At 26.4% G+C, this 23,532-nt stretch carries 20 protein-coding genes; 7 read left to right on the top strand and 13 right to left on the bottom strand.

Annotated features, from left to right (window positions below):
* Positions 1-11 precede the first annotated feature (11 nt).
* From CG473_RS01120 to CG473_RS01060, 13 genes are all read right to left on the bottom strand, one after another.
* Positions 12-908: a hypothetical protein gene (locus CG473_RS01120; RefSeq protein WP_094254474.1), complete on the bottom strand. Its 897-nt coding sequence runs from the start codon at positions 906-908 to the stop codon at positions 12-14.
* A gap of 562 nt (positions 909-1,470) precedes the next feature.
* Complete coding sequence (locus tag CG473_RS01115) at positions 1,471-1,995, bottom strand: hypothetical protein (protein ID WP_148130225.1); 525 nt, start codon at positions 1,993-1,995, stop codon at positions 1,471-1,473.
* A 441-nt stretch (positions 1,996-2,436) separates the two neighbouring features.
* Entirely contained in the window at positions 2,437-3,240 is an 804-nt protein-coding gene (locus CG473_RS01110; protein ID WP_094254472.1) for a TIGR00282 family metallophosphoesterase, read from the bottom strand.
* A gap of 46 nt (positions 3,241-3,286) precedes the next feature.
* On the bottom strand, positions 3,287-4,327 hold the full coding sequence (gene recA / locus CG473_RS01105) for a recombinase RecA (protein WP_094254471.1): 1,041 nt from the start codon (positions 4,325-4,327) through the stop codon (positions 3,287-3,289).
* 55 nt (positions 4,328-4,382) lie between these two features.
* Positions 4,383-4,802, bottom strand: coding sequence for a CinA family protein (locus CG473_RS01100; protein WP_094254470.1), 420 nt, complete (start codon positions 4,800-4,802; stop codon positions 4,383-4,385).
* A gap of 1 nt (position 4,803) precedes the next feature.
* On the bottom strand, positions 4,804-5,247 hold the full coding sequence (locus CG473_RS01095; RefSeq protein WP_094254469.1) for a hypothetical protein: 444 nt from the start codon (positions 5,245-5,247) through the stop codon (positions 4,804-4,806).
* A gap of 54 nt (positions 5,248-5,301) precedes the next feature.
* Positions 5,302-5,568: a 30S ribosomal protein S15 gene (gene rpsO, locus CG473_RS01090; RefSeq protein WP_094254468.1), complete on the bottom strand. Its 267-nt coding sequence runs from the start codon at positions 5,566-5,568 to the stop codon at positions 5,302-5,304.
* Positions 5,569-5,780: 212 nt separating this feature from the next.
* Positions 5,781-6,614, bottom strand: coding sequence for an FAD synthase (locus CG473_RS01085; protein ID WP_094254467.1), 834 nt, complete (start codon positions 6,612-6,614; stop codon positions 5,781-5,783).
* Positions 6,614-7,435 carry a YcsE-related riboflavin metabolism phosphatase gene (locus tag CG473_RS01080; RefSeq protein WP_094254466.1) on the bottom strand — a complete coding sequence of 274 codons (822 nt, stop codon included), beginning with the start codon at positions 7,433-7,435 and terminating at the stop codon, positions 6,614-6,616. The genes CG473_RS01085 and CG473_RS01080 overlap by 1 nt, the downstream gene beginning before the upstream one ends.
* Before the next feature lie 160 nt (positions 7,436-7,595).
* Positions 7,596-9,410 carry a translation initiation factor IF-2 gene (gene infB / locus CG473_RS01075; protein WP_094254465.1) on the bottom strand — a complete coding sequence of 605 codons (1,815 nt, stop codon included), beginning with the start codon at positions 9,408-9,410 and terminating at the stop codon, positions 7,596-7,598.
* Entirely contained in the window at positions 9,400-9,681 is a 282-nt protein-coding gene (locus CG473_RS01070; protein ID WP_279526407.1) for a YlxR family protein, read from the bottom strand. The genes infB and CG473_RS01070 overlap by 11 nt, the downstream gene beginning before the upstream one ends.
* Positions 9,665-11,320 (bottom strand): hypothetical protein, encoded by a 1,656-nt coding sequence (locus CG473_RS01065; protein ID WP_094254463.1) that lies wholly within the window; start codon positions 11,318-11,320, stop codon positions 9,665-9,667. Before CG473_RS01065 ends, CG473_RS01070 begins: the two co-directional genes overlap by 17 nt.
* Positions 11,321-11,454: 134 nt before the next feature.
* The gene (locus CG473_RS01060; protein WP_094254462.1) at positions 11,455-12,651 is read right to left on the bottom strand and encodes a phosphopentomutase; all 1,197 of its coding nucleotides are present in this window, start codon (positions 12,649-12,651) and stop codon (positions 11,455-11,457) included.
* Between the two features lie 156 nt (positions 12,652-12,807).
* Here CG473_RS01060 and CG473_RS01055 point away from each other — a divergent pair, with 156 nt between their 5' ends.
* The 7 genes from CG473_RS01055 to CG473_RS01025 all read left to right on the top strand — a co-directional run bounded on the left by CG473_RS01055 (position 12,808) and on the right by CG473_RS01025 (position 22,629).
* The gene (locus CG473_RS01055) at positions 12,808-13,425 is read left to right on the top strand and encodes a chromate transporter (protein WP_243720091.1); all 618 of its coding nucleotides are present in this window, start codon (positions 12,808-12,810) and stop codon (positions 13,423-13,425) included.
* Positions 13,425-14,099, top strand: coding sequence for a chromate transporter (locus CG473_RS01050; protein ID WP_094254461.1), 675 nt, complete (start codon positions 13,425-13,427; stop codon positions 14,097-14,099). The genes CG473_RS01055 and CG473_RS01050 overlap by 1 nt, the downstream gene beginning before the upstream one ends.
* A 36-nt stretch (positions 14,100-14,135) precedes the next feature.
* On the top strand, positions 14,136-15,635 hold the full coding sequence (locus CG473_RS01045) for an MATE family efflux transporter (protein ID WP_094254460.1): 1,500 nt from the start codon (positions 14,136-14,138) through the stop codon (positions 15,633-15,635).
* A gap of 445 nt (positions 15,636-16,080) precedes the next feature.
* The gene (locus CG473_RS01040; RefSeq protein WP_094254459.1) at positions 16,081-17,955 is read left to right on the top strand and encodes a hypothetical protein; all 1,875 of its coding nucleotides are present in this window, start codon (positions 16,081-16,083) and stop codon (positions 17,953-17,955) included.
* 190 nt (positions 17,956-18,145) lie between these two features.
* Complete coding sequence (locus tag CG473_RS01035) at positions 18,146-19,684, top strand: MATE family efflux transporter (protein WP_094254458.1); 1,539 nt, start codon at positions 18,146-18,148, stop codon at positions 19,682-19,684.
* On the top strand, positions 19,677-21,611 hold the full coding sequence (locus CG473_RS01030; protein ID WP_094254457.1) for a class I tRNA ligase family protein: 1,935 nt from the start codon (positions 19,677-19,679) through the stop codon (positions 21,609-21,611). Before CG473_RS01035 ends, CG473_RS01030 begins: the two co-directional genes overlap by 8 nt.
* 256 nt (positions 21,612-21,867) lie before the next feature.
* Entirely contained in the window at positions 21,868-22,629 is a 762-nt protein-coding gene (locus CG473_RS01025) for a hypothetical protein (RefSeq protein WP_094254456.1), read from the top strand.
* Positions 22,630-23,532: the final 903 nt, after the last annotated feature.

The following is a 23,532-nucleotide window of genomic DNA, read 5'->3' as shown; positions in this document are numbered from 1 at the left end:
AACTTATTATTTTAATAGGTTATTGCTTCATACATTTCAATAGCACTGTAAATTATTGACAATCCAGTACTTATAAATGAAGCAATTTGTCCAAGAAATTTAAAAGGTTGTAATTTATAATTTATTGAACTTACAACTGAAAGAACAAATAGTTTAGCTTCATCTTCACTTTTTTCCGATTTATATTCAAGAGAATTTATCACAGTTCCTAATCCAAATGCGACAGTACTCAAAATTACTGAAGCCGCTGTTAAAATACTTGCAGCAATTGCACTTATAACTCCTGTAAATATAGATAATACATATAATCCGGCTGCTGCGACACCTGCAACAGCTGCGGCAGTGGTAAACGTTGCTTTTGCAATTTTAAAATTTTTAATTACTTGATAATTACTGTCTCTATATCTAGTTGTTGAATAACTTTTATTTACTTCTAAGTCATTAACACTGTTTTTATTTTCTTTACTAAATTCTTTGACATATCTATCAACTAATTCTTCACTAAAGGAATTTTCAAATTTTCTAAAATATGCAATTAAATCATCGGTAGAATTTATCTCAATATTTGAAAAGTATTCTGCCGTCTTTTTCATTTCATTAATGACAATTTCTTTTTGTTCATTACTTATTTGACTATTTTGGAATGTAGAAATGCTTTTATTAAAGGATAGTGAGTCTGTGCCAGTATTACCAAATAAATCAGACAAAATTGTGTAATTGTTATTTTCTACTAAATTAGAATATAGCTTTTCTACATCAATATTTTTGCTATCATAATTTTGAAATGATGTATTTTGATTTGATAAATCATTTTTAATGCTTGTAATTACTGGAATTACAATTAAAGCCGAAATCGAACCCAATTCAATGGCATTTGTTAACAAAATTTTTTCATTTTTTCCTTTCAAATTATTCTATATTTGAATTTTAGTAGATTCACAAATATTGATTTCTAAAATCAAATTAATTTGCATTTTTTAAAATAAATTAAAATTTTTTATAGAATGAACAACTAAATTGTAATTTTTAATTCCTGAATAGTTACTTCGGCTTCCTCAAGTATTGAATAATGTTTCTTTTAGTTTTTTCATATCTCACTAGAAAAATTTAAATATATAGATATCTGTTTTTCGATATAATTTTCTAATTTTTCTACATATGTTAGCTTTAGAAAATTGTATGTGTGTTCTTAAAATTTCTTTTTATCAACTAACTCAATTAAAGTACTCTGCTTTTTCCATAAAAGAAATGTCCCTTCCTGCTAAGACCTTAAATTTTTTCTGCTCATCTAATTATTGTATTAAATTGCAGCAATGTAAAAGGACTATTACCTTAATATGTTTGGGTAATAGTCCTTGGAATATGTTGGTTTTTATAATTTTGGCTAATCACACTCAAAATTATTGTTAAAGAAATTATCAATAACCATAAATGTAAAATCCATTTTGAATCAATTTTTTTAGCTAACATTTATATATTCAATTTATTAAGCACAACTAAGTAGAAAGAATATATATCAGTTTCACTATAAGAATTTTGGATTAAATATTTTGAATATAATGATTTTTCAAAATAATTAACTATTTGAAAAATCAAAAAATATTTGTTTTCAATATTCTTGGATTTTTCAATTCTTCTAATTCTTCTAAAAGCATATTTTTTCAAGGTAGTTAAATATCTGCTTTTATCAACATTATCAGTAGCTTCTCTTATACTTATGTTCTTTAAATCAATTTTTGCTTTAATATTGTCAATTTCATTATTTCGCAAGTTAATCAATTTTGTTCTATCTCTTAAAAAAATTTTATTAATTTTATTAGTTCTATATATTTCAAATATAAGTGAAGAAAAAACTAGCATAAATACGATAATAAAAACAACTGTTGCAATAGCTAACTGATAATTTTTAATTTGAGCTGTAAATATTGTTCCATTTGAATATAGAGTTCAATACAAAATATGAGGTACAAAAAATAAAGGCACGAAAACAAACATTTCAAATAATTTAAAAAATAATAGTCAACCAAAATATCGTTTGTTATATTGATAAAGCAGGTTAACGAAAGTAAATTTTTCAACAAAATTATATTTGAAATTCGGAATTTTCCCTTCGTCCCTGAAAACAAAATTTGAAGCTATAATTCAAATACTCAAAAAAACAGCCATTAAAATAGGAATTCAAATAAATATAACATTTTCATTGCTGAATATTTCTAACATAAGTAGACCATTCAATATTCAAATTTGAATATTTCCTTTCTATATCACTTAATTTACTAAAATAATTATACTTAAATAAATAATTAGACTTTATTAGGTAAATAATTTTTGTTTTCTGTAACTACTTTAATTAAAATTTATTATGATGACTTTTTTCCAAAACAAGTTCTAAGAAGGGTTTTGGTGTTTGCAAATATTAGCAAAAAACAAATTAAGCTATTTTGCTTCAGGCAAATAATTTAATATTTTTATAATTTTATTTTTTTTGCCTAAGGAAATAATTATTCCGTTTATTTGAGAAGGATTGGTACTAACTTTAAACTTTTCATATTTATCAAAGCGCATTTTATTATAAACCTGTTCAAAATTAGCGCCAATTGCTGAATTAATTGGTCCAACCATACCAACATCTGTTATAAATGCAGTCCCGTTATCTAGAATTCTTGCATCATTAGTTTGAACATGAGTGTGAGTTCCTACAATGGCATCTACTTTACCATCTAAATATAAAGCTAAAACATTTTTTTCACTTGTTGTTTCTGCATGAAAATCAATAAAAATGTGATCAATTGTTTTATCAGCTACGATTTTGTCTATTGAATCAAAAAAATCATTTGCATATTCTTCTTCTCAAGGCGGATTTAATTTATTAAATGCAATTCCCATTAAACTCACAATTGCAATTTTTTTATTCTTTATTTCAAAAAAGCGAACACCTGCGCCATCATAATGCGAATTAATATTAAGTGGGCGAATAACATCAGCATTATTAATAATATTTTTTACACCAGGTTTAGCCCAAACATGATTACCTAGTGTAAATGCATCTATACCTATTTTTTTAAGCTTTTCATAATCTGAATACACAAAGCCTTTTCTTCCACTTACATTTTCTGCTTGCGCAATTGTAAAATCAATATCGTATTGTTTTTTTAATTTTGGAAGTTCGTTTTCTAATGCATTAATTCCTGGGTTACCGAATATGTCGCCAAAAAATAAAATTCTAATATTTTTAGTCATTTTTTTATTATATATTCGTTCATAAATTTATTTAAAAAAATCGGAATTACTCCGATTCTTCTGAAATATCTGATATAGAATTTTCTAATTTAATGTCTTGGGTTTTAACTAAGTTAGAAATTTCCTCATATAGTGTTTTATTATTTAAAAATAGCTCAGTCAATTTTATTTTACCTTGTGCTAAGTTCTCGCCTTTATATGCAAATCACGAACCTTTTTTGACAAGTATTTTATATTCAACAGCTAAATCTATAATTTCGCCAACAATATTTATACCTTTAGAAAAAATAATTTCAGTTTGCGCAATTTTGTATGGTGGGGCTAATTTATTTTTAACTACTTTAACTTTAATTTCGTTACCTGTTATTTCATTTTTACTACTTATCTTAGTTGATTTTCGAACATCAAGCCTTATACTTGCATAAAATTTAAGTGCTCTTCCACCAGGGGTAGTTTCAGGGTTACCGAACATAACTCCAATTTTTTCTCTAACTTGATTAATAAAAATAATTGTTGTTTTAGTTTTATTAAGACTACCTGTAATTTTTCTTAAAGCTTTTGACATTAATCTAGCTTGCAATCCAATACTTTGCTCTTTCATTTCGCCTTTTAATTCAGCTTCCGGAACTAAAGCAGCAACCGAATCAACAACAATTAAATCGATTGAACCTGTCTTAACTAAAGTATCAACTATTTCCATAGCTTGTTCACCAGAATCTGGCTGCGACAAAATTAAATTATCTATATTTATCCCTAAATTTTGTGCATAATCTGGATCAATTGAGTGTTCAGCATCAACAAATGCTGCTACACCACCTTTTTTTTGAATTTCCGCTATTGCGTGCAATGTTATTGTAGTTTTACCACTAGATTCAGGGCCGTATATTTCTATAATTCTACCTTTAGGAAAACCGCCAATTCCCATCGCCTTATCTATTAAATAAGAACCAGAAGAAAAAGTTTCTGTTTGCATTTTGTCTTGCTTACCCAATAACATTATTGATTCATTACCAAATTTATTTTTGATTTCTTCTAAAGTTTGGTTGATTATTTCGTTATGTATTTTGTTTATATCTTTTGTTTGCATTTTTTTACCTCACTATTTAATGTAAATAAATATCCCTTAAACGAAAAAACGCATATTATTTTTTAAACATAAATAGTTTTTCATCTTCTAAATACTTCATAACAAACTCAACACACTGATATCTTATTTGAACTCTATCTCCAGCAAATTGTTTTTCAATTACTTCATCATTGAATGCAATATAAACTTTTCCAATTTTTTTATTTTCCATTCTGGTTGGTCCAGCATTTCCTGTTAAAGCAATTACTAAATCTGCTTTTGTTAATTCATATCCTTTTTTTGCCATAGATAATGCTGTTTCAGCACTTATAACACCATGACTAATGTCAATTCCTAAATTAGTTTTGAAATCAGTTTGGTAAGTTACTAAACTGCCTACAAAATATTGAGATGCTCCTGGATATGAAACAATTGATGTTGCTAAAGCTCCACCAGTTAATGATTCAACAGTAGCTAATGTTTTAAAATTTTTCATACTATTTTATTTTTCCTAAAATTTTAAAAGTATAAACAATATTTAAAAAAGGTACTCTAACGTGAAAATTGTATTTTTGTAATATTATCATCAAATCTGAACTCATTAAAACAATATTTTCTTTATGTTCTTCTAAAAATTGGACCATTGATCTAAAAAATTTATTGGTTACAAATAAAATTACAATTCAAGAAATCAAGAAAATTAAAAAAACTATAACTGTCCATAAATAGCTATGTAAATCATTAGGATAAAGTTTTACATTTGTTAGTGAATATAAAAATGTAAAAATCAATAAAATTAGAAGAGGTATCATACTGAAACTAAATAATGAAGTTGATATTGCTAAAATTATTAAATTTTTCTTTTCATGTTTTAGCTTATCTAATAAAATTTGAGTTTCAATTTCGTTCAATTTTGGCTGTAAAATTTCGTTTTGAGTCATTTTAATATTATACTAACGAAATAAAAAACACTTCTATTTAAAGAAGTGCCAATTTTATTTTCTGATTCCAAGTTTTGAAATCAGATTTAAGTATGAATCGTAATTGTTTTTTTGCAAGTAAGATAATAGTTTTTTTCTTTTAGCAATTTTTGCTAAGAAACCTCGCATTGAATGCTTATCTTTTTTATTTACTTGAAAATGAACTTTAAGTCTTTCAATGTCATGAGTTAAAATAGCAATTTGGACCTCAGTTGAACCTGTATTTTTTTCACTTCCACCAAATTCGCTAACTACTTTAAGCATTTCTTCTTTGATTTTCATTTTTCTCCTTCTAAACCGAGCAATAAAATTAATTAGAACCCAGTATAAAATATTTTTTAATTTATTTTAATTTTTTTACATTCAAAATCATATATTAATTTGCAAAAAATAAAATTTTATTTTTACAATTTTTCATTCTAAATTTTATTAAATATTTAAGATTGTAAATTCACCCGATTAACGGGTCAATTATGATTCATATATTTGTGAATTTAAATTGGATTTTGAAGATCGATGAAATTGCTTTTAATTAATTTGATTTCATCTTCTGTAATTTTTTCTTTGTAATCAGCAATCACAATTCGGTGTGTTTTGATAATTTCTACCGTATATTCACCAGAAGGAAATAATTTAAAATCAAGTAAATTTGTAATATATGATTTTTCATTTTTAACTAATATATATGAAGGAATTTTTTCTTCATCTTTTATTAAGTAAGTTAAATAAATTCCTCTATGTAATGGAATTAATTCCTTTGGATATTCAAAAAAATTTAATTCATCCATTTTAATTGTTATTGAATAATTTGCAAATAGCAATTCGTTTATAAAATCAATTTGGCCATACTCAAGTTGACTTTTTAATAGTGAAGTAGATATTTTACTATTATTAAATTGTTCAATATTTATTTCTAAACTGTTTGGATATCATTTTTTAATATCATCAAAATTATTTGCTGCAAATCTACCAAATTTAAAATCTTTTCCTGCGATAAATATCGAATCTGGGTTTGAGCTTAATGTTTCTAAAAATTTTTTTCCATCATAATTTTGAACGGTAGAAAATTCATACAAAACAACAGTTTCTATACCAACATTAGCAAAAGCTTCTAGTCTATTATTCAATTGCATAAATTTAAGACTATTGGTTTTAGGAAGTGATGCAGGTTCTTTAACAGCAACTAAAACAATGTCATTTGGATCAGCAGCTAATTTAAGTGCTTGTTCGTATATTTTATAGTGCCCTTTATGGAATGATTCAAATGCACCTAGAATGAATATTTTTTTATTTAAATCAAGATTATTATTTAAAAATAAAACGTCCATTAAATAACCTTTTTAGATTTTAAAAAATGATAGACTGCATCATTTTCAACATGGTCAATTATTTGATGAGCAACATTTTTTACATGATCGTTTGCGTTTTTAACAGCTATACCAAAATTAAATCCTTCTATCATTTCAACATCATTTTCGCTATCGCCAAATGCAATAACTTGAGATGTATCTATATTAAGTAATTTTGATAATTCAATTGCTGCCGTTAATTTATTTACATTTTTTCTACTAATGAATCAACCACTGCTTCATCTACTATTAATTTCTAAATCACGATTTTCATTTTCATTTATCCATTTTACAGTTTCATCAAAATAATGTTGATTAGAACTAGTTATTGTTATTAAAGATATAAGGTTTGCTTTTATTTTGGATGCAAAATCTTTATTAGGCATTAATCTACTTACATGATGTTTTAAAAATCAAGAATCAGGTACAATTTTATTTTCACTTCTGAAAATATGTTGATCATCAGTTATTGTTCAACCTTCATCATTAAAATTACTTTGACTTCATAAATTAAATTCGAATGCATCTTTATGATCTATGTGATTATCAATTACATATTTTTTGTTTTTAACATCGTAAACAAAACTACCGTTTGCACCAATAAAATAATCTACATCATTTTCAATTTGAGGTAATAGATCTCGTATTGTAACCATTTCTCTACCTGAGGCTATTACTGTAATAATTCCTTTGTGTTTTGCATCAGAAAACATCTTTTTAGTGTTGTCACTAAATTCAGTTTCTCCGTATGGCAATATTGTTCCATCAATGTCTGTTACAATCATTTTAATATTGTGCATAAAACTCCTATGTCTTTAAATTGTAATATACAATTGAAAAATAAAGTGCCATAAAGGCACAATTTTAAATTTAAAATTAATTTTTAATAAAAATTTTATATAATGAATTTCCAAAATTTAACTGATGAAATTACAGTATATTAAATCCAAATTTTATTAACTATTTTTTTCTTACTTTAACAAAAAAGTCTAATAAATCGCCTTCTTGGATATCATCATAATTTTCAATATGTGTTCCAAATTCAAAACCATTTTTAACTTCTTTTGTATCATCCAAACCACGTTTTAAAGAATCGATTTTTCCTTCGTAAATTAATTTAGAACGACGCATAACTTTTACAAATGAATCAGTTTTTACAAAACCACTTTCCATTTTACATCCAGCAATATTACCAACTTTTGAATAGTGGAATATTTTTAGAATTTGGGCTTGTCCTGTTTTTTCTAATTCATAAATAGGTTCACTATTTTGTTCAACAATAGTTTGCAATTCTTCCAATATTTCGTAGATAACTTTGTAAAACTTCATTGGAATATTTTTTTCTTTTGCATCATTTTTAATTGAATTTTGAGCAGTAACATTGAAGCCAAATATTTTTGCTTCTGAAGCTTGAGCTAATAATAAATCAGCATTTGAAACATTTCCAATACTTGCAGCAATAACATTAAATGTAATGTCATTATTTGATAAATTAACTATTGAATGCTTAAGTGCTTCAGCAGTTCCTTCGGTATCACTTTTAATAATAATGTTAACTGTATTTGAATCAGTAACTATATTCATTGTTGATGATTGTTGTACAAATTTTTCTTTTTTAGTTAGACGTTCATTTTCAGATGCTAATTTTTTGGCAAATTTTTCATTTTCAAATCCGATAAATTTTTCTCCAGCTGGAGGTGTAGAATTAAATCCTGTAATTCTAACAGGCATACCAGGAATTGCTTGCTTAACTGGTTTTAATTCGCTATTTATCATAGTTTTAATTTTGGCTGCATGAGCTCCAGCAACTATATAATCACCAATATTTAGTGTTCCATTTTTAACAATTACTGTAGCAGCAATACCTGCACCTTTAAGCATTCTAGTTTCGACAATTACACCTAAAGGATAACGATTATAATTTGCTTTTAGATCTAAAATTTCGGTAGTTAAATTTATAACATCAAAAAGATCATCAATTCCTTGATTTTGTAAAGCTGAACCATAAACAATCGGAACAGTTCCGCCATATTCTTCAATAACTACATCATTAGCTGCTAGTTCTGATTTTAGTCTATCTAAATCTTTAACAGGCTTATCCATTTTGTTTACAAAAACAATCATTGGTACGTTAGCTGCTTTTATATGTTGAATAGCTTCTTTAGTTTGAGGCATAACTCCATCATCTGCTGCAACAACTAAGACAACTAAATCTGTTAAATCTGTTCCTCTAGCACGCATCGCTGTAAAAGCTTCATGACCAGGAGTGTCTAAAAAGGTTATTGGTTTACCATTATATTCAATTTGGTATGCTCCAGTATGTTGAGTAATTCCACTTGCTTCTGTGTCAACAATTTTACTTTTTCTTATTTGATCAATTAATGTAGTTTTACCATGATCAACATGTCCTACTATTGTGATAATTGGAGCACGACTTTGCATTTCTTCTTCAGAATCAAAAAATTCGATTGAATCTAAGTAGTTTGTAGCATTAATTTCATGAACAACTTGGAAATCAAGATTATGTGCAAATGATAATTCGGCAATGTCATCTTCTGAAAGAATATGATTTAGTCCATACATTTTACCTTTTAGGAAATAATTTTTAACAATATCTGAACCAGATATTCCTATTTTATTTGCAAAATCAGCAATTGTCATTGGACCATTAAAAATGAATGTGTTATCTTTTACTTCATTTTTAACATTGAAAAGTTGTGTTTCTACAACTTCCATGTTTGTTTTTCTTTTATTCTTATTTTTTTTATTTGCCATAATTTTCTACCTCTTCTCCGATTTTGTTATAGACTGAATTTTCAACATTAATTCTAAAAGCACGATTAAGAACTCTCTTTTTATAAAACGTGTCAAAATTATATTCGCTTTTTGAAATATATAAACCTCTGCCTTTAGCTTTATATGTAAGATCTAAATAAATTTGGTTATTAAATTTAACGATTCTATACATGTTTTCACGCGGCATTATTTTGTTGGTTAAAACACATTTTCTATTAATTATTTTCAATTTGTTATTCGTCTCAATCATCTTCATCATCTAAATCATCAAATTCTTCAAAATCAATTCCGTCGTTAGCAAAATCTGCAAATGATTCATCTGTAATTGAATAATTTTTATATTTTTTAGCAATTCTTTTATCGGCTTGAGTAAATTTAGCTTGTTCATTTTCTATGTCAGAATCTAAATCAATATTGAAATCATTGTCTGAATCAGCTTCTAGTTCGGCACTAATCATATCAAAAGATTGATTTAGTGCATCTATGTCAATTCCCATTTCTTTTCTTGGTTTATTTTGTTTACCTTTAGTTTTTGAAGCAGTTTCAAATTCAATTTGTTCACCTTCAAAATTTTCCATATAACTATCGAATTCTCGAAATGCATTTTCAGTCTCAGCAACATCAAATTTTTGTTTGAAATTTCCATATGAGTTTTTTGCATAATCGCTTCTAACTCTTTTTTTAGTTGCACTAAATTCATTTAGTTCGGCTAATTCTTCTTTAGTAACATTAGCATTTCATAAAATCTGATCATCAGCTTCTAATGCATCACTGTAGCTTTTAATTGTAATTTTACTTCTTGTGATATCACTAGCTAATCCAGCGTTTATTCCAAATTTACCAATTGCAACTGAAACCATAGCATTTGGTACAACTATTTCATAAGAAAATTGGTCATGTGCTTCTTTTTTTTCATCAATAGAAATAATTCTTGCTGGTTTTAAAGCTTCTTGTAAAAATTCAATTCTATCTTCAGTTCACTTAATAAAATCGATTGTTTCATTTTTTAATTCAGTAGCAATTAACTGACTTCGCAATCCATCTTTTCCAATTAAAATTGATATTGGATCATAACTTGAATCTGTTAAATCTGGATTTGCCATTACAGCAACTTTAGCTCTTTCGCCTGCTCTTCTAGCAATTCTTTTTACAATTATTTCTTTTGAAGCAATTTCAGAATATGTTCTTTTTAGGATGTCTAATATTTCATATGGACTTGTTTTAGAAACTAAAACAGCATGACCATTTTTTTTCGGTATTTGTAAAACATCAACAATGAAAACATCTAATATTCCATCAGCTTTTGGTTCGAATTTAGGATCTGCTTTTAATATTTCAGCAATTCTTAATGATGTTATAACTTCTTCATCATCTAAGAATTTTAAAGTTAAATAATTATTTGCAATACTAGTAATTTTAACTTTAACTGATTCGCCAATACGATTTAAATAGTTTCTATAAATTCTCTCTTTTGTTGCTTTAGCTAAATTTTGATTTAATAGTGCACTTAATTTTTGAACTCTTGCTCCAGAAAGATCGTCATAATTAATTTCAAGTCTCATATTATCATCAACTTGCACATTAGGATATTTTCCTTTTAAGTCTTCGATATTAGCAAATGTAATTAATCTTAAATCTTTGTTATCACTACTATTTGAATAATCATCATATTCTTCTTTTGAAACAACAATTTTATTATTTGTAACTATTAATTTACCTTTGTCATTTCAGTTAAATTCTAGTTCGACATCTGGATCAACATTTTCTATAACGTGTTTTAAAGATTCAACAAAAGAATCTTTAACAATGCTAATTTCAATTTTCTTTTGTTCAGCAATATCTATAAAATTTTGCAAAATTGGTAAAGTTGTTTTTTTATTACTTGACATTTTCTCTCCGATTTATCTATATTTATGTAAAAAAGCTGCCTAAGCAACTTCAATTATTAAAGTACAATAATTAAACCATAATTGTCTAAATATTGTTAAATATATTAATTTATTATTTACCTAATTTAAAACAACTAAACCAACAAATTAGAAATATCATCTCCAAGGTCATTAACTGGTTCTAATCCAAAATTTCTTGCTACTAAATTTCCTGCAGTCATAAGACCTTCGACTCTATTTAGAAATTTTGGTTCTTTAAATCCTTTTGAATAAACTGTTAGCGGAAGTAATTCTCTAGTGTGATTTCAACCTTCATAAGCTGGATCATTACCATGATCACTTGTAATAATTAGTAAATCATCTTCGGTTAATGCATTAATTAATTTTGTTAATTTAATGTCGAAATTAGCAACATTTTTTCCGTATCCTTCTTGATCTCTTCTATGTCCATAATGTGAATCAAACTGAACTAAATTTGTGAAAATAAATTTGTTTTTTTCTTCAGGTCCGCGTTTCATAGCTAGATCTATTGTAATGTCCATACCAGCATCATCACTACCACTTGCTATTGCCTTAGTAATTCCTTGACCCACGTAAATATCGTTGATTTTTCCGATCGCAATAACTTCAATACCGTTATCTTTTAAAACATTTAAAGTTGTTCGTTCTGGTTCATTAGCATAATCATGTCTGTTAAATGTTCTAACATATTTACCATTTTCACCTACATAAGGACGAGCAATAATTCTTCCAACATTTCACTCTGGTTTAGATGAACAAATTCTTCTAGCTGCTTTAGCATATTTATATAAATTATCTAATCCTGTTCATTCTTCGTGAGCACAAATTTGTAATACGCTATCAGCTGATGTATAAACTATGATATTTCCATGTGCTTTTTCTTCATGAGCTAATTCATTGATTATGTCTGTTCCAGAAGCTGCTTTATTTCCAATAATTTTGCGCCCGTCAAACGCTTTTTCTAATTCTGCAATTAAATCGGCTGGAAATCCATGTTCCATAAACGTTGGAAAGGGAACTTCAGTTTTCAAGCCCATCATTTCTCAATGACCAGCAAGAGTATCTTTAGCATTTGATATTTCTTGAACTTGCATTGCATAAGCAATTGGTTTTTTTACTTTTCATTTATGTTCTAAATTAGCAATTGTACCAATTCCCATTTTCTTTCATGTGTCTATTTCAAATAAAGGGCTTTGACTAGCACTTTTTAAAGTATGAGCCTTACTATCTCCAAATTCATCTTGATTAGCATCTGGACCAATACCAAGCGAATCAGTAACAATCATAAACACACGGTTAAATTTCTTCATAATTCCTCTTTTCTTATGTTCAATATATTTTATTATAAGTTTAATTTTCTTGTAAATAATTGTTGAATTATGGATTTTAAAATATTACATAAAATGCAATTTTAAAATCCAGATGAGCTTTTAAATAAATCTGATTTCGTAGAATATAATTGTTAAATGACAAAAGGATTTTGAAAAAAATTATTTCCTAAATTACAATTAAAAATTTTAATGCAAACTATTTTGTTTTTACAAATTGTTACTTTTCTTGGTTTCGGAGGCGGAAATGCCTTAATGCCAATTATGAAAAGATACAGTGTCGAAAAATATAAATGAATCACTGAAGAGCAATTTGATAGAGGTGTTGTAGTTACAAATATGTTACCAGGACCTGCAGTAATTCAAATGCTCACTTATTTACTAAGTACAAGAATTGGAAAAGGCTGAGCAATCATAGTTGTTACAATTGGAATTTTACCGCATGTTTTATTAGCAGTATTACTGTATTGATTATTTCAATTTTTGCCTTCAAAATACATTTTTACAATAAATATTGGTGTTCTATCTGCTATATTAGTCACACTAATTTTTTTTGCAATTCAATATTTAAAAGCTAGTCATAAAGAACTAAATTTACCAGTCTGAATTGGATTATTTATTTTTACGCTTGCTTTTTGTCTTTTTGTTCCTACACCATATAACATTCCTGCCTTGGTTATGATTGCAGTTATTTTAATTGTGTTTCTTTATCAATTTATAAAAATTAAAAAACAAAAGAATAAGGAAATTCAATAATGTTTATTGCCTTATTAGTTTCTATACCTTATACAATATTTGTTTCATTATCTGTTTTTGGTGGGGGTCAAGTTTTTATGCCAATTTTTCAACAAATGTGGCAATTTTTAGCAAATACCTTTAACAGTCCAATTACTCAAGAAACTATTGACAAAGTTTTTGCAATTGGTAATTTAACCCCGGGTGTTTTTTCAACACAAGTTGCCGTTTTTACCGGATTGTTAGTAGCTGATGGACAGTGGTGAGGTTATTTAGCTATGTTTTTAACATACTTTGCATTTATTTTCCCTGCAATGCTAGTTATGTTAATTGGAATGAAGCTTTTTGATAAAGTAACAGACAATGTTTATCTTGGTAGTGTTATTAAATATATGAAGCCAATTATTGCCGCCATTGTTGTTGCTTTAATTATTCAATTATTAATTGGAATGATTTTCCCATACGTTGGTTTTAATACTGGTTTAAACCAATATATAAGTTACAATACATCACCTTCTAGTTTAGATAAAGCAAGCTTTTTTAAAGGTTGAAGACTTTATATAATTGCTCCTTTTTTAGTATTAGTATTTGCATCAAATATTTTTTTAAAGTTGAAATTTAAAGTTAATTTTATCGCAACTGTAGTATTAGATGTTGTTTTAGCATTAATATTTTTTCAACCTTGATTAACCTAAATTAAGTCACTTTTATAATATATAATGAAGTCTATTATGAATTCTTTATATAGAAAATTTGCTAAAAGTCATTTTCCAGCTCACTGAAAAGATTATAAAAAATATATTAAAATAATTTTTCCAATTGTTATTTCTGCATTCCTTTTTAGCATGAACAATTTCATTGACAATTTCATGGTTGCTCAAATAAGTGGAGGCGTAACTGCCTTAAGTGTTGCTAATACTTGAACTGCAATTTTGACAGCTTCTTTTTATGGTACTTCTTACATTGCTGCAACTGCATTTAGTCAATTTTATGGAAAACGAGATTATCACAATTCTATAAATTTAATTAAATTTAGATTAACGATAATGAGTACTTTTGCATTATTATTAGCAATTTTAGCCATTTCAATTCCTCAGCAACTTATTTATTTATTATTGCCTTCTGCTACAGAAACTGTTTTAAATCAAGCAGTTGCTTATATTAGAATTATTGCGCCTGCATGATTAGTGATGGCTTGAACCACTTCGTTTGCATTATTATTAAGAGAAACGAAGTTAGGAAAATTGCAGCTATTTATTACAATAGTTCAAATAATTGTTAATGTTACTGCTAATGCTATTTTCCTATTTGTGTTACATTTTGATGCATCAGGAGCTGCTATAGGAACATTTATTTCTCAAGCAGTTGGGTTTATAGGATTTTTTGGAATACATTTTTATAAAAATAAAAAATTAAGATTTTTACCGCATAAGATTTTTGCAATTGACAAAAAAATCTGAAAGTTAATGTTAAAAAGAAGTCCAGGTGGTATTACAGCATTTCTTGCACTATTTGCGATATTTTTTAGAAATGTAATTTGAAATTACAATTATCCAAGCGGAAGTATTGGACCAGCTCAATTTGCACTTTCGGCTTCAGCAATTTTAGGAATAACCGGAGCAATTAATTCAGTGTTTCTTTCTACACTTGATTCAGTATCATCAGCTGCTGGTATATTTGTAGGTTGAAACTTAGGGAAAAATGATGAAGATAAAGCAAGAGTTGAGGCTAATCGTTTAAAACTTTTTAATTTTCTATTTGGCCTTAGTCTTACTCCTTTAATAATTTTACTAATAATATTGATGCCTTATTTTTCCTTTTTAGCTCAAGGTGAAGCTAATGGTGAACTTGCAAAAAGTGGTTCGACAATCGGAAATATTTTAATTACTGATGAAATTGCTTTAGAAAATTCTAAACAAATTACTTCGGTAATATTAAGAAATATACAATTAACCTTAATTCCGCTTGTTTTTACACTACCAATTTGAATGTGAATTTTTTCATCAATTGCTTCTATTTCTTTAGGTCATAAAAATGCATGATTAGGTACTCTTGATGCTCTTGTAAATTTAATTGCTTTAGGAGCTATACCTTTAATTGTTCTAATTTTCCCATCGCACGAATTATGAAAAAATTACAGTTTATTCATTTTGGTAGAAGTAATGATTTCCATTACTTATGAATTTTTCTATTATAAAATTAAATGAAATTCTAATATTACTAACGTTTAGCTCTACTTATAGCTAAACTTATTTTTTATTAATCATAATTATCCATTAGTAAATTATTAGAGTTCATAAATAATTTTCAGTTTTAGTTCAAGGGATTTTTTATGTAAAAATTAAAAAATATTTAACCTCGTTTGTAAATAAAAAAATATAAAACGTATGTAAATTTTTCTAAAACTAAAATTGTAATCAAAATGAAAAAGTATTATTAAAAACTAAAAATAAATTAGAGATTCAATAAATCTCATTTTATATTTATGGAAAATTTCCATACATAATTTTTTTAATTAAACTATTAATTTGAATAAGTGATAATTTAATAAAATGATAGAAATATAAAACAAGAAGTAATGTTATTGTAATCGCAATAAATGGTTAGCCATGCGTAGCATTTTTTAATTATTTATATTGTTATAAAAATTAAATTTTATTTAGGTGTGTAGTAATTATGAAGAAAAAAACAAAATGATGAATTATAGGAGGAGTTTTAGGATCAATATCAATAATTGGTCCTGTTTTGGGGGTTGGAATTTCATACGCATTATATATTCAAGACTTTAACAAAATTGTTGATGTTGAAAATTTTGAATTCTTAGATTCTCAAGAAAATATTTCCATTGATGAATCAAAAGAATTAAATCTTTTAAGTGAAATTAATAAAATTTATGGACCTAATTTTGAAACACCAGATAGCTCTGTTTTTGTTAATGAATTTATTGTTTCGAATTTAAATGAAAAATTTTGATACGAACAATTATTAAATTTAAGTTCAAATTTGGAAAAAAATGAAAATCTAATAATCGATTTAAAAAAAATATTAAATAGTGATTCATTTCATTTATCTAAAAAAATATTCAATGTACATTCATTTTATTTTTTAATTAACTTATATTTAATTTATTCTCTTGATATCAAAAAAAATAGGAATTTGACAGATGAACTAGTAGTAGAAAATTTAGTACCTTTAGTAGATGAATTTTTTAATAATTTTAAAAAACTAAATTTATTCAATATACATATTTTAAAACAATATTTACTTATGTTTCAAATTGTGGAAATGTCAGGTTTGAAGAATGAATTAATTTCAGAAATAAAGATTAAAATTAAAAATTCAATATCGAGTTATTTGAATTATTCAGAATTAGTAGAAAATCAACTAGAACATTGAAAGTTGACTGACTTATATCCATTTATATTCAAAAATGAAGATATAAACCTAAACGAGAAATTTGTAGAAGAATTTGATAATTATATTATGGAAACTAATCCATTAAAAATATATTTACATAATGAAGAGTCGTGAAAAATTATTGAACGATTGAAAACTTATTCTATTATTCCGAATGACTATATTAAAAGAAAGTCAATAAATTTTTTGAAACAGCTGGATAAAAAACAATACAATCATGACTGAAGTTACATTGATCTAATGAATGCGAAAAGATTAGGTATTGAATTAAAAATTTCAGAAAATAACAATGCTATTGTCCCAGATATAAATATTAATAATTTTAAATTTGGAAAGTATGTTTTCTTAAATGAATATTTAAAATTACTAGAGTGGAATTTTAGGACAGGCGTAATAGATGCCGTTAATGTATCTGAATGAAAATTGAAAACAGAAATATTGCTATCGGAATTTACAAAATCCATTGAGTTTACTAATTTGTCAAAAAAATATTACCAATCTCAACAAAAAGAATTGTTAATTGATAAAAGTTCTGTAAATTTTTGACAATTGCTTGGCTTTGATCTAAAAACTGTATTATTTTTCTTTAGAAAATTTAAAACAGCATTAAACATATTTTATGAACCTGAAAATAAAGAAAACTTAAACAATATGATTGCATTTAGTTTTTGAAGTTGACATAGTTCTGAACTCAACTATATAAAAAATGGAAAAAAATCTTTCCGAATAAAAAATGGTTTTTTAAAAGAATGAAAAACAGAAGATGATATTAAAAGTAATGATTTATTAGTCACCAATGAATATAAACATTATCTACCTGAATATGTTTGAAACCTAAAACAACTAATAGGGAAAATATCATTAGATGCTAATGTACAATTACAGACATTTAAATCATATGTTAATGAATTAATTGAAATCAAAAAGTTAATAACATTACAGGAATTGTACTTGTGAATTAAAGCATTAAATATAAGTGCAATAAATTGAAATAATGAAAATGAATATCTCAAAAATAATGTATTCGGCAAAGTTGTAAAACCTATATCGGATGGAAATATAATAATCGATGAAAATGTAATAAATCTAAATGACACATATTATTTAAGATTAATACAAAAATATTTATCGTAGAGTTGCCAATTATAAAATTTGGTATTTAATTTAATTAACTGCGTTGTTATGAAATTACTTATATGTTTGAAAAAATATATTTAAATCACAATGAAATGCTACTCTAAATAATGAGTTGCATTTATAAATCATCTAAATGATTCCAGACTCTTTATAAATAAAACATTCCAATTGATTTATAATTTTCTTTATGTCAATTACTTTTAAAAAATTTTTTGTTACACATTTTCCTCAAGATAAAAAAACATATAAGGAATATTTCAATGTTGCTTTTCCGATAATATTTGCATCTATTTTGTTTGCCTTAAATAATTTTATAGATAACTTTATGGTGACAACAATTAATGGTGGTGTAGCTGCTTTAAGTATTGCTAATATTTGAACAGGTTTACTCTTAACAATTTTTGTAGGTATCAGTTTTATAGGTACATCTGCTATGGCACAGTTTTATGGTAAGCAAGATTATAAAAGGGCTAGAGATACTTTAAAATTTAGATTTATAGCAGCAAGTATTTTGTCTATTTCATTTTTTGTAACTGGTTTAGCAATTCCTGAACAATTAATAAGATTGTTTTCTCCAAACGAAAGTACTGTAGTTGTTGAATTAGGTGCAAAATATATCAGAATTATTACTGTTTCTTGACTTTTATTATCATTTTCATATACATATGGAGCTGCTTTAAGAGAAGTAGGACTTGGTAAACTACAGATGTATGCATCAATAATCACTCTTTCAGTAAATATCATTTTTAATTCAATCTTCATTTTTGCATTAAATCTAGGTGTTGAAGGTGCTGCTTGAGCTAGTGTTATTGCTCGTGTTGCAGCAATGGTAATGCATATTGCATTAGTATCATGAAAAAAGAAAGAATTAGTCTTTAATCCAATAAGACTAATTATAATAAATAGTGTAGTTTGAAAATTAATGTCTAGGCGATTTATTGGTGCTATATTAATATCAGCAAGCGGTCTAACTGTTAATTTAAGAAATATGCTTTGAAATTTTGGTTATCCTGCAGGCACTATAGGCGATAGCACATTCCAATTATCTGCAGCAGCAATAATTGGAATAACTGGTTCTATTTCAGGAATTTTCTTAAGTGCAATTCCGAGTATTAGCGCTACTACATCAATATTTGTAGGTTGACAATTAGGTCAAAATAATATAGGTGCTGCCAAAAAACATTCAACTCAATTAAAAGGTTTTAATTTTCTAATTGGATTTATTTTTTCACTACTTTTAGTATTAGTAGTTTTAACTCTGCCTTATATGACCTTTGTTGTTAGAGGGCAGTATCAAGCTCAACTCGATTTAGAAGGAAGCACAGTTAATAATGTTTTAATTACGTCCGAACAAGCTTTAATTAACGCAAATTTAGTACAAACTCAAATGCTACGAGAAATGCAACTTACATTAATTCCAATAACAGCTTTACTTCCAACATGAATGTGATTTATTTCAAGTTCAAATTCCGTGCAATCAGGTGGGTGAAATTCACGTTTATCAATTATTGAATTAGCAACTAACATTTTTCAATTTTCTTGATTGATTTTTACAGCATTATTTATTTCAAAATTTTTTCAGAATTCATTATGAATTTCAGTAATAATTTTCTATTTAAGTGATATTCCAAAAATATTACCTTATGAATTAGTGTATTATAAAGCTAATTGGGCAACCAATGTAACTGATTTAAAACCAGCAACAACGAAAGGAACAAATGATTAAAAAAGAATACGATTTTTTTTATATTGAAAAAAAATGACAAAAACATTGAGATAGAACATATCCATTTAAAGCAACCGATAAAAGTGATAAAAAAATCTACGTTCTAGAAATGTTTCCTTATCCATCTGGAGCAGGATTACATGTTGGACATCCTGAAGGTTATACAGCTGGAGATATTATCGCAAGAATGAAGCGATTGCAAGGTTATGATGTTTTACATCCAATGGGCTGAGATGCTTTTGGACTTCCTGCTGAGCAATATGCTTTAAAAACAGGTAATCATCCTGCTAAATTTACAGATGAAAACATAGCAAATTTTAAAAAACAAATTAAGTCATTAGGTCTTTCATATGACTGAGATCGCGAAGTAAAAACAAGTGATCCAGAATATTACAGATGAACTCAATTTATTTTTTTAAAATTACATGAAAAAGGTTTAGCTGAATTAAGAGATACTGAAGTAAACTGATGTGAAGGTCTTGGAACAGTTTTAGCTAATGAAGAAATTATTGAAGATGCTAATGGCAACCCTGTTAGTGAAAGAGGTAATTTTCCGGTAACTAAAAAAATAATGAAACAATGAGTTTTAAAAATAACAGAATATGCTGACAGGTTAGTTGATCAATTAGATCTACTAGATTGAGAAGAATCTATTAAATCTCTTCAAAGAAATTGAATTGGTAGAGAAATTGATAAAAACGGAAATAAGACTTTCAAATTAAGAGATTGAATTTTTGCTCGTCAAAGATATTGAGGAGAGCCATTTCCAATAGTTTTTGATGCTGATTGTGATCCAATAAAACAAAATTGTAAAGTGTATTACATTAATCATTTAGTTGAATTACCACATATGGAAAATATCCAGCCAAGCGGAACCGGTGAAGGTCCATTAGCTAATAATAAAGAATGAATTTATTTTGAAAAAGATGGCAAAAAATATAGACGTGATACTAATGTTATGCCGCAATGAGCTGGTTCATGTTGATATTATTTAGCTTACATACTTAAAAACCCAGATGGAACATATACAGCTATTGATAGCCAAGAAGCAAAAGAAAGATTTAAAAAATGACTACCAGTAGATATTTATATTGGCGGTCAAGAGCATGCTGTACTTCACTTAATTTATGCAAGATTTTGACATATGGTTTTATATGATATTGGTTTAGTTCCTACTAAAGAACCTTTTATGCGTTTAGTTAATCAAGGAATGATTCTTGGTAGTGACGGTACTAAAATGTCAAAATCAGTTGGTAATGTAATAAATCCTGACGATATTGTTAATGAATTAGGAGCCGATACATTAAGAGTTTACGAAATGTTTATGGGACCATTAAGTGATGATAAACCTTGACAAACTTCTGCTATTCAAGGTGTTCATAAATGATTAAATCGCGTTTACCGTTTATTTATTGAATACAAATTTGAAAATAGAATTATTAACGAAGAATCAAATGATAATTCATTTATGAAAACCGTCAACACATTTGTAAAAGAAGTAACTTTGGATTTAGAATCTATGAAATTTAATATAGCAATTTCTAAAATGATGGTTTTTATAAATTCGCTTTACAAATTAGAAGTTTTACCAAGCAAAAAAATATTAATTGATTTTGCAATAATATTAAGTACACTTGCTCCACATTTAGCTGAAGAATTGCTAAGCATGTTTGGAGAAAATGATTTAGCTCATCAAACATGACCAACATATGATCCTGATAATTTAGAAACAGAACTAATTAATTATCCTATTTTAATAAATAATAAATTAAGATCTTTAATAAATGTAAAACCTGGATTGTCTCAAGATGAAATTATTAATTTAGCAAAAAATGAAACTAAAATAAAAAATCTATTATCAGGTAAGACAATAATAAAAGTTATTTTTGTCGAAAATAAAACCATTAATTTTTTAATGAAAAATTAGTTTAAAAATTTAAGCAAATATTTTAAAAGTCGCTTTGCAATCGAGGCGGCTTTTTTAAGTATTTTGAATTCAATTTCATCTTGGATTTTTAATATACAAGGTAAAACAGTTGTTAAAAGTTTATTATCACAAAATTTGTAAATTTCAAAAATATAATTGAATTTTCAAAAGTTTTTTCAATCCTTTTACATTCTATTTAAAATTAACGATATAAATAAAAAATTGTTCTTATAACATTAAGAACGGAAGGGATAATATGTTTAAAAGACAATTAATTTTAGCTAGCAGTGCTTTATCAATATTTGCTGCAACAATACTTTCGATATCTGCACCTTTAAATGTTGTTTCAGCAAAATTAAATAGTGTTAAAAATCCTGAAGCTGAAATTGCAAGGCAAAAAACTGTTGACTATTTTTCGAGTCAAAAAAACTCGTTAATAGATAAAAATATTGAAACAATAACTTCAGATTCTGAATCCAATTATAAGAACGAGAGATTGTTAATTGATACAACTGGTTCAACAGTTAATGAGAAAATTTTGTTTTTGCAACAATATTTAAATTTAATGGATAAATTTACGAAATTAGATATTAACGAGCTTAAAATTCAGCTAAATTTAAAATTAGTTAATGAAAATGCATTCAAACAAATTAAAGAGAAATTGCTTAAATATGTAAATGAAAATCCAAATATTGAATATGCAAAAAATTTAATATTGTCACTTACAGCAAATAAAATTGAAATAAATAAAAGTTATTCACGAGCAGTAAGAGAATCTAAGGATAATTTGGAAACTATCCTATTATTTTTGGGAATAATTGGAGGCATTCTTAGTATTGCATCAATTGCTGCACTTTTTACAGCATTTTTTTCTTGACTTAGTATACCGCTTGGGATATTATCATCACAATTTGCAGTATTATCTATTATTTTAGGATCGGTTAGCAAATATTCTCCGCATTTGAATATAGACAAATATGATACACTTGGAAAATGATTGACGCTAGAAATAAATTAGAGTCATGAATGTGAATGAGCTGGATGATTCCTCAATTACGTGAAGCAAGAGATAAAATTAATGAAGCTATATACCAATTGCGTAGAATATAGTGCTTAAAAGAAAATATTTTTATCTTTTAAGCATTTGTAACACGCTTTGTTTTTTAATTGCTTTTGTGTTTGGAATTGTTTTTCTAATTCATGTAACCGAAAAAGTTCGAATCCACGGAGTTATAATATTGATCGCTACAGTTTTGTTTGCTATTTTCAAATTTTGTTTTTATATTCAAAATGCAGCAACAAATTTTTCTTTGTCAAAAAATATTAGCATAATTAGAATAATAGTTTTTATACTCATTCAAGTTTGTTGTTCTATCTTAATGTGGCCTAAATTTAAAGAAATCATTAATAATGAAAACCTTGGATGATTTGATATAGGCACATTAATTATGCTTCTTTTAAACACAATTAATATGTGACAATTATTGATTTTTGATTTGGCCAAATATTATAATTTTAAACGTGACACGCCAATTTATATTAAATATAGAAAAAATTTCAAGTTTTTTGAAAAAGTTTATAATAAATTATTCATCTTTTAAGAGTAAAGAATTCTATAATTTATGATATCGGTTTTAATACGACTTAATAGTGATGACAATTATCACATTTAATAATTTTATTATTGTGAAATTGCAAATTTGGTCTCACAATTTTCGGCAAACGGCCCAAAAATAGTATTAATTTATTTGATACTGTTGCAGGTATTTAACTGGACTTAATCAGTCCATTTTTTCTTTTTACTTTCATTATTACATTAATAAATAAATCGCATAATTTTATTAATAAATTCACTAATATTTGTTTTTTAAAAATCTGCAACCCACACATTTACTTTAAGTATCATAAAGAAATTTTTCAT

It is taken from the genome of Mycoplasma testudineum, assembly GCF_002245785.1.
GTDB classification, from domain to species: domain Bacteria; phylum Bacillota_I; class Bacilli_A; order Mycoplasmatales; family Metamycoplasmataceae; genus Mycoplasmopsis_B; species Mycoplasmopsis_B testudinea.
The sequence above is the reverse complement of the archived record's forward strand: the minus strand, read 5'-3'. Positions and strand labels throughout refer to the sequence as shown.